Genomic DNA, 613 nt, shown 5'->3' with positions numbered 1-613 from the left:
CATAAATGACAAGAACTTTATCCCATTTTCGACATAAAAAACAACGTCATAAATTTAGATTCATGACGATGTTTTTTAGTACTACCCCGTGTGCTGGTTTCACATTTCATATCTTTGTTCGTCAGTCCTAAAAATCCTTGTTCATTGAATATCACTTCAATTTGCTCAGATAATCCATCATCCTGGTAAATTCATTGTTCAAGTAGGCCAGGAGCATCTCCAGACGTTCTTTAACGTCTATCGTCTCGAGGATTTTCTGCTTATCTTTAATTTCCAAGGACAGATGGCCGCAGATGACGTCTGCAAGACGCCCCGGCTTATTGATATCCGATACGGCTGCAAGTGTCTTCGGCGTAACCTTCTTAGTCAAATTGATGTAATGCTCGAACTGGCTAAGCACCGTTCGCATAAGAGTGTCGATCCCCGGGTCGGTGGACTCTTCTTCGGGCATCTCCAGGACATTAACCTCGTAAAACGAGTCGTTTGCCAAATATTCAACAACTTCCGCTCGCATGATGCCTTCGACCTGAACACGAATGGTTCCGTTCGGCAACTTCATCATCTTCCTCGCCTTGGCAATAATCCCGACGCGATATATGTCGTCAGTAGCCGG

Annotated in this window: 1 pseudogene; it reads right to left on the bottom strand. The window is 44.2% G+C overall.

From position 1 onward, the window contains the following. Positions 1–190 precede the first annotated feature (190 nt). Positions 191–613 (bottom strand): annotated as a pseudogene (locus FE783_RS37315) (LON peptidase substrate-binding domain-containing protein); the annotation flags it as partial.

The sequence above is a fragment of the Paenibacillus mesophilus genome (assembly GCF_005938385.1).
Taxonomy (GTDB): Bacteria; Bacillota; Bacilli; order Paenibacillales; family NBRC-103111; genus Paenibacillus_AB; species Paenibacillus_AB mesophilus.
Note: the sequence above shows the minus strand (reverse complement) of the source record. Positions and strands in the feature narration are given on the sequence as shown.